The organism is Serratia sp. CY44782, assembly GCF_052168715.1.
GTDB lineage: Bacteria > Pseudomonadota > Gammaproteobacteria > Enterobacterales > Enterobacteriaceae > Serratia > Serratia nevei.
In genome coordinates this window covers 1-7,648 of sequence record NZ_JBJNME010000019.1, presented here as the reverse complement: position 1 = coordinate 7,648, position 7,648 = coordinate 1, and the positions used below count along the sequence as shown (strand labels likewise).

Genomic DNA, 7,648 nt, shown 5'->3' with positions numbered 1-7,648 from the left:
GCCGATTCTGACTACACCAAAATCGCCACGGTCATCAAATCGACCACGGCAACCAACATTTACGCCTGGTTGGGTCAATTCCCGCAAATGCGTGAATGGGTCGGCGCTCGCATCATCAAAGACATGAAAACCGACGGCTACGGCATCACCAACAAGCTGTATGAAGCCACCGTGGGTGTGCCTCGCACGGCGATTGAAGATGACAGCGTTGGCGTCTATCTGCCCGTGATGACCGAAGCCGGCCGGTCAGCGGGGGTTTACCCGGATGAGCATATCTTTGCGCTGCTCAAGGCCGGTGAGACCTCGCTCTGTTACGACGGCCAAAACTTCTTTGATACCGAGCACCCCGTTGCGGCGAACGTAGACGGCACCGGCGCGATCACCCCGGTCAGCAACCTGCTTAAACCAGCAGGCACCGACCCGGCCAGTCCGGCCCCGTGGTATCTGATGTGCACCAAGCGCGCATTGAAGCCGCTGATTTTCCAAGAGCGCATCAAGCCCGACCTCAAGGCTAAAACCAGTGACGACACCAGCGATCATGTCTTCATGAACGATGAATTCCTGTATGGCGTGCGTGCGCGGTCGGCGGTGGGCTTCGGTTTCTGGCAGTTCTGCGTCAAGTCCACCAAGCCGTTGACGGCGGAGAACTACCAGGAAGCCTACACGCTACTGCGCAACATGGTGGCTGATGGCGGTCGTCCGCTGAACATCAAAGGCGATCTGCTCGTTGTTCCGCCGACCCTGGCGGAAGCGGCTCGCAAGATTGTTGGCGTGGCCACCATCAACGGCGGCGAAGACAACCCGAACTACAAGCTGTCCGACATCCTGGACACCGCCTGGCTGATTTAAGCCGATCGTCACTCACTGATAGCGCTACGCCCTACGGGGCGTAGCGGGAGAATGTTGTTATGGCTACCCAAACCAAAAAGAAAGCGGAAGAAAAATACGTCAAGGACGATAAAAAAAAGCCAGGTGACGGCACCGAGAACAGCGCGGGTTCCACTGTAGGTGATGGCACCGAGAACGGCGCAGGCTCCGCTGCAGGTGATGGCACCGAGAACGGCGCAGGCTCTGCTGCAGGTGATGGCTCCCAGACCGGAGCGGGTTCCGCTGCAGGCGACGGCACCGAAAACGGCACGGGTTCCGCTGCAGGTGACGGCTCCGAGACCGGCACGGGTTCCGCTGTAGGCGATGGCACCGAGACCGGCATGGGTTCCGCTGCTGGCGATGGCACCGAAACCGACGCAGGTTCCACTGCAGGTAATGACAGCGAAACCGGCACCGATGCGAAACCCCATTGGTTCACCGTCCAGGTAGTGCGCTCACCGAGCGGGCGGCGTTTCCGTGCCGGTGTTGAGTTCACCTCTGAGCCAAAACCCTACGACTTCTCGCTGTTTAGCGATGAGCAGCTCAAGGCACTGGCCGCCGATCCGTTCTTGCGCATCAAGCCATTTACCCCGGCTGAGGAGTAATCATGGGGTACTGCACGCAGGCTGACCTGGTGGACGACTTCGGCGAGCAGGAAATCATCCGCATCTCCGACCGCGCCCGCCCGGCAACGGGGCAAATTGACCCGGCCGTGGTGGAGAAGGCGATCGCGGATGCTGACGCCGAAATCAACATGTACCTGGAGGGACGCGGCCTGCTGCCGCTCCCCAGCGTGCCGGACACGCTGCGGCGTATCGCCAGCGATATCACCCGCTATTACCTGTATCAGAACCCGAAGGACGACTCGCCGGTTGTCACCCGTTACAACCAGCGCATCCGCCAGCTCGAAAAAGTGGCGTCTGGCCGGTTATCGCTGGGGCTGGACAACGCCGGCGAGGTGCTGGAGCCAGACGACAGCGTGGTGTTTGTGCCAGGGCGCAACATGTTCCGGAGGGATGGCCTGTGGTAACCGACTATCTCTTTTGCGAGCCGCTGCTGATTGGCCGGCTGCGTGATGCCGTTCCCGACTTTGTCGAGGTGACCGGCGTCGCCGGGCTGTCTCAGATGAACGATGACAACCCGGTATGCCCGATGGCGTATGTGATGTACCTGGGCGATACCGTCAACACCTCGACGGCCGCCACAGGTGGCAGCCAGCGCCGGCTGCAGTTCGTGACGCAGCTCTGGGCCGTGGTGATCTGCGTGTATTTCGCTGACGGTCGCGGCCTCGGCGCAGATATCAGCACCGAAGCCGGCCCGCTGATGTTGAAAACCGTTGAGGCCCTGACCGGTTGGTCACCGCTCGAAGGGGTTACCCGGCCGCTGGCCAGGAGCAATCAGAGCCTGCCGGCACAGTACGAGTCCGGCTATGGCTATTACCCCCTGGTGTTTCAGGTGGAGGTTCCCGCCGCGATTGGAGGCTATCGATGACCAGGCGAATTGTACTGACCGGCCCGCACACCCATCAGGGCGTGGCGCTTGCTGCCGGCACTGAGATGGAAGTGGACGACGCAACGGCGCAGTGGCTGATTGAGCACGCCGGCGCGAAAAAAGCGGGCGTGAACCGCAAAACCAAAACCGAGACCGGCTCCGCCGACTCACCGACCGAGGAACAGGAACAATGAGCGCAGAAACTTACTACTACGGCCAGGGCAAGGTGTTCCTCGGCCGTCGCAATGCGCAGGGCCAGGCGGTATCGCTGCGCTGGATTGGCGATGTGGGCGAGCTGCAGATTGCACTCACCACGGACTCATTCACCCACAAAGAATCCTACACCGGCCAACGCGCGCCCGTGCGCCGTATCAGCACCGGCAAGGATGGCACGGTCACCGCGACCTGGTTTGAGCATTCGCCGGATAACCTGGCCATTCTGCTGTACGGCGAGAAAGTGGCCGTCCCGGCCGGCACCATCACCGGCGAAGCGCTGCCGGCAGGCATCCAGGCCGGCGACCGCATCCCACTGACCCATCAGAACGTCAGCGCCGTGACGATTGCCGATCTGGTCGAGGGGACGGATTACAAGCTCGACGCCAAGTTTGGCGCGCTGGAGTTCCTGACCACGCCGGCCACGCAGCCGCTTAGCGTCAACTATACGCACGCCAGCAGCGTTAACACCTCGGTATTCACCCAAACGCCCGATGAATTGTTCCTACGTTACGAGGGGATCAACCTGGCAGAGAACGGCGCGGCCGTCGTCGTTGAGCTGTATCGCGTGCAATACGACCCAGCGTCGGCGTTGAGCCTCATCAATACCGACACCTCGTTGCCAGGGCTGGAAACCACCGCGACCGTGCTGTTGGACACTGAGCGGCCGGATGATGCCCAGTTTGGCCGCTATGGGCGCGTGATCCACGTCGGGAGCGTCTGATGCCGGATGAGCTGAACATCCTGATACCTGACCGGACGCTGACTATCTGCGGCGTCGAGGTCACGGTGCATGAATACACGCTGGCAGAGCAGCTGCAGCACCGTCAACCGCTCAAGGCAATCAGTGAAGGGTTCATGGATGCGATGAACGCCAAGCCGGATGCCGAGGTGTCGATTGATGAGCTGTACGACGTACTCGGGGCGAACTGGGATGCGGTGCTGCAGGCGGTAGCGGTCTCCTGTGGCCGCAGCGTCGAATGGGTCGCCGGTCTGACCGGTGACGATAGCGAAAACCTGCTGCTGATCTGGTGGGGCGTCAACGCGGCTTTTTTTACCCGCAACGCCATTCGCCCGGCGCTCACCAGGCTGGTGCAGCAGCTGCAAAACCCGCCCCCTGGGGAGAGGTCTTCGGCTGCCTCATTGACCACGGCCACCGATTCGGCGATCTGCGGCACTACACCGCCCGCCAGTTGAAGCTGTTCCATGAGCAGGCACTCAAGCGCGAGCTGACGGAGCGAATGCACCACACCCTTGACGGCAGCGCCAGTTTCGCGGGGGGAAAGACGTTAAAGGGGTATATCGACAAGTTTAAACAGGCTTTAAAACGGCGTTAATTTCCCTCCTTCCACCCCGCTGACCGGCGGGGTTTTACTCATACCGACGGTGATCAAGCATGGCAAGTGGAAACGGCAACCTGGAATTGCGCCTGCGTATTCAAGCGGATTTAAAAAGCGCCCAGGCCTCCCTCAAGCAACTGCAGTCCTCCCTGGACAGCGCCAGCCAAAGCGGCACCCGGTTGGGCAATGCCGGCGGCTCGGCAGCATCCGGTCTCGATCGTGTCGGTGGTGCTGCAGACAGCGCCAACCGAAAGCTCGATAAAACCGCCGCTAACGTCGATGGCCTGAGCAACCAACTGACCCGGCTCAAGCCGCTGGCGGCAGCCATCGGCATTGCCCTGGGCGGTGGTCTGATAGCCAACCTGGCCAGCACGTCAGATGAATACACCAACCTGGCGGCGCGTATTCGCCTGGTCTCCACGTCCAACGAACAAGCCGGCATGACCTTTAAATCAGTCATCGGCCTGGCGAATGAAACCGGTCAACGCATCGCCTCGACCGCCGAACTGTATACCCGTATGGCCCGATCGCTTAAAGGCAGCGCGACCCAGACCGAACTGCTGCAGGTGACCAGCACCATCAACAAGGCCGCGATCGTCTCCGGGGCGACGGCCGAAGAGTCCACGAACGCCATCATCCAGCTTAGCCAGGGGTTGGCGTCCGGCACCTTACGCGGGGAAGAATTCAACTCGGTGTCCGAACAGATGCCGCGCATCATGGAGATGCTGGAGAAATCCCTGGGCAAAACCCGTGGCGAACTGCGCGCGATGGCCGAGCAAGGGATGCTCACCACGCAGGTGGTCTTCAAGGCGCTGAAAGACGGTGCCGGCGACGTTGACCGGGAATTTGCGCAGATGCCGCTGACCATCGGCCGCGCCGCCACGGAAATGGCCAACGCCTGGGTCGAGTTTGTCGGCGGCACCAACGATGCGCTGGGCGCGTCCAAGGCGATTGCGGCCGTCATTTCCGGTCTGGCCAGCAACATGTCCACGTTGACCACTGCCGCCATTGCCCTGGCGGTGGTGATGGGCGGCCGTAAGGTCGCCGCGCTGGTTGCAGCGACTACGGCCGCGCGTGCCGACCGCATCGAGACGCTGCAGCTTGCTGAGGCGGAATATGCCGAAGCCAAGGCCGCCGTGGCAGCCGCGCAGGCGCAGGCCGCCCGCGCCAAAGTCTCCGGCATCACCGCACCAGGTGCGCGCGCCAAGGCGGAAGACCTGGTGACCGCGTCTCTGGTTCGCCAGACCGCTGCAGAGAAAGCGCTGGGCGTCGCCCGCGCCTCTGCATCGACCTTTGGTCGCCTGGGGACGGGATTGATGGGGTTGCTGGGTGGCCCGATGGGGCTGGCCATCACCGGCGTGACGCTGGCCGTCGGCGGCCTGAGCGCGGCCTATGCGGCTAACCAGGAGCATGAAGCCGCGCTGGCGCAGCAGCACCAGCAGACCATCCAAACCCTGGAAGACCAGCGCCAGAAGACCGAGGCGCTGATAAGCGCCCAGGGCCGCCTGAAAGATTCGGTCAGCACGGGCGATGCGCTGACGCAGCAGCGCACCAACGCCGATGTGCTCACCCAGGACAGCAAGAAACTCAGCGACCTGCAGAGCCAGGCGACATCGCTTAAGCAGCAGATTGACGGCCTGCTGAGCAGCCCGGCCCCGAGCGGTATCGGCATCGTTTATCTGACTGACAAACTGGCTGAGGTGCAAAAGCAAATCGATGCGCTGACGCCGAAGTTCGACAACCTCAGCGACGTGCAAGGCAAGCTGTCCGATGAGCTGGAAAACCGCCTGGCGCGCGCGATGGATGCGCCGACCGCCAGCGGCAAGACGCTGCGTGATGTATTGACCGATCTGCAGAACGCCGGCCCCATTCGCTGGATGGATGAGGCCGTGGCGCAGATGGCGCAAAGCGAGGAATCCTTTACCGCGCTGAGCGCCGAAGCCGACAAGCTGCGGCCGAAGCTGGAGAAAGAGCTGGCCGATGCGACCTACACGGCCGCCCAACAGTTGGAGCAACTGCGTGACAAAACCATTGCGGCGGCACTGGCTGCCGGCAAGGCGCCGGAAGATATCGACAAACTGCGCGAAAGCTTGGAAAAGCTGATCAACCTGCAGAAGCAAACCGACCAGGCCAAGGAGAACAAGAAAAACTCAGACGCGGCGGCCCGTTCGGCCAAGTCGGCCGCCTCGGCCAACGAGACCTACGTCAAAGGGCTGGAGAAACAGGCCTTTGCCGTCGGCAAGACCAAATCGCAGGTCGCGGCTTACGAGCTGGCGGAAAAAGGCCTGTCCGGGGCGCTGAAAGAGCGAGCCGAGGCGGCGCTGGCAGTTATCGCTGCCGGCGAGCAGAAAGAGAAATCGGACGCGAACTCCACCAAGAACGCCCAGCTGCAGGCGCAATATCTGAAAGCCACCGGCGACGTGCTCGGCGGCGGCCTGGCGGAAGTGCGGGCCAACATCGCCGAGATGCGCAAGGAGTTCACCCAGACCGGCAACACCGAGGGGCTGGCCTGGCTGGATAAGTTGCTGCCGGTGCAGGAAGCCAAGGTGCGCGCCGATGCGCTCAAAAAGAGCCTGGATGACCTGCAGACCTACCGCAGCCAGAAAGAGAGCAGCATCCAGGCGCAGGTGCAAGCGGGCCTCATCTCAGAACTGCAGGGCCGCCGGCAACTGGTCGCATTGCATCAGGCAGTCGGCAGCAAAATCACCGAGAGCCTGCCGCAACTGCGTGAAATGGCGGCATTGCCTGGCGAAGCCGGCGAACAGATGCGCGACCTGCTGGCCAACCTGGAAAACGAGCTGATAACGCTGAAATCCACCACGGACGACCTGACGGCCGCGTTTAAAGACGGGTTGCAGGATGGCATGGAAAGCACGCTAAACGGGCTGGCCGATGGCACGCTAAACCTCAGTGATGCAGTGTTAAACCTGGCCAAATCGGTCGCCAATGCCATGGCGCAAGTTGCATCACGCAACCTGGCCGGCATGGCGATGGAAGGCCTCGGCAGCGTGACCGACAGCCTCAAGGGGCTGCTGGGTCTCGGGGCCAGTACGGCCGGCAGTGCCGCCGGCACGGCGGTTAACGCGGCCACCGATACCGCGACCGATGCAGCCGGTGCGACCACCTACGCGACGGCCATCACCACCGCCTCCACGGCGGGGGCCACCGCCATGGGCACCTCAATCACAGCCGGTAGCACGGCGCTGACGGGCGGGTTCACCACGGCGCTGACGACCGGCATCACGGCACTCACCACGGCGTTGACGACGGCATTCACGACCGGCGCGGCAACGCTGGCCTCGGCCATTGCGTCCGCCAGCGCCGCCGGCAGCGCGTCATCCGGCCTGGGTGCGGCTGCCAGCGTGGCGGCCGCGACCGGTGGCCAGGTAACCGGCCCAGGCACCGGCACCTCCGACAGCATCGCGGCTCGCCTGTCCAACGGGGAGTTTGTCATGAAGACCGCCGCTGTACAGCGGTATGGCGTGGACTTCATGCACGCGGTTAACCAAGGCCGGCTTGGCGCGTTCGCGGATGGCGGGCTGGTCTCCGACCCCGGTTTTAGTCGCGCGGCCGGGGTGAATCAATCCGTTAACCCTGATGCACCGGGTGCGCAAGGTGCCGGCGGCAGTACGACCAACCTGCAGCAGTACCTGGTGCTCGATCCAAACGAGATGCTGGATAGAGCCGTGAAAAGTGCGCCAGGTAACCGCGTCATGATGACCTGGGTCAAGGCCAAT

At 62.7% G+C, this 7,648-nt stretch carries 8 protein-coding genes; all 8 read left to right on the top strand.

Annotated features, from left to right (window positions below; genetic code table 11):
- Positions 1-849: Mu-like prophage major head subunit gpT family protein (locus ACJ8HT_RS23885; protein WP_442520138.1), on the top strand; the 849-nt coding region annotated here is incomplete at its 5' end.
- A gap of 59 nt (positions 850-908) precedes the next feature.
- On the top strand, positions 909-1,472 hold the full coding sequence (locus ACJ8HT_RS23880) for a hypothetical protein (protein ID WP_350429786.1): 564 nt from the start codon (positions 909-911) through the stop codon (positions 1,470-1,472).
- Between the two features lie 2 nt (positions 1,473-1,474).
- Positions 1,475-1,897, top strand: coding sequence for a gp436 family protein (locus ACJ8HT_RS23875; RefSeq protein WP_350429785.1), 423 nt, complete (start codon positions 1,475-1,477; stop codon positions 1,895-1,897).
- Entirely contained in the window at positions 1,891-2,358 is a 468-nt protein-coding gene (locus tag ACJ8HT_RS23870) for a phage tail terminator protein (protein ID WP_350429784.1), read from the top strand. Before ACJ8HT_RS23875 ends, ACJ8HT_RS23870 begins: the two co-directional genes overlap by 7 nt.
- Positions 2,355-2,552 carry a DUF7210 family protein gene (locus ACJ8HT_RS23865; RefSeq protein WP_060417720.1) on the top strand — a complete coding sequence of 66 codons (198 nt, stop codon included), beginning with the start codon at positions 2,355-2,357 and terminating at the stop codon, positions 2,550-2,552. Before ACJ8HT_RS23870 ends, ACJ8HT_RS23865 begins: the two co-directional genes overlap by 4 nt.
- Positions 2,549-3,295, top strand: a complete 747-nt coding sequence (locus ACJ8HT_RS23860) for a hypothetical protein (RefSeq protein WP_197819235.1) — start codon at positions 2,549-2,551, stop codon at positions 3,293-3,295. The genes ACJ8HT_RS23865 and ACJ8HT_RS23860 overlap by 4 nt, the downstream gene beginning before the upstream one ends.
- The gene (locus ACJ8HT_RS23855) at positions 3,295-3,768 is read left to right on the top strand and encodes a DUF6631 family protein (RefSeq protein ID WP_197819233.1); all 474 of its coding nucleotides are present in this window, start codon (positions 3,295-3,297) and stop codon (positions 3,766-3,768) included. The genes ACJ8HT_RS23860 and ACJ8HT_RS23855 overlap by 1 nt, the downstream gene beginning before the upstream one ends.
- Before the next feature lie 199 nt (positions 3,769-3,967).
- Positions 3,968-7,648: tape measure protein (locus ACJ8HT_RS23850; protein WP_442520137.1), on the top strand; the 3,681-nt coding region annotated here is incomplete at its 3' end.

What these genes read in the sequence shown, in the direction of transcription:
- ACJ8HT_RS23865 (WP_060417720.1), top strand. Translation starts at nt 2,355, where the DNA reads ATGACCAGGCGAATTGTACTGACCGGCCCGCACACCCATCAGGGCGTG.
- ACJ8HT_RS23855 (WP_197819233.1), top strand. Translation starts at nt 3,295, where the DNA reads ATGCCGGATGAGCTGAACATCCTGATACCTGACCGGACGCTGACTATC.
- ACJ8HT_RS23880 (WP_350429786.1), top strand. Translation starts at nt 909, where the DNA reads ATGGCTACCCAAACCAAAAAGAAAGCGGAAGAAAAATACGTCAAGGAC.
- ACJ8HT_RS23875 (WP_350429785.1), top strand. Translation starts at nt 1,475, where the DNA reads ATGGGGTACTGCACGCAGGCTGACCTGGTGGACGACTTCGGCGAGCAG.
- ACJ8HT_RS23860 (WP_197819235.1), top strand. Translation starts at nt 2,549, where the DNA reads ATGAGCGCAGAAACTTACTACTACGGCCAGGGCAAGGTGTTCCTCGGC.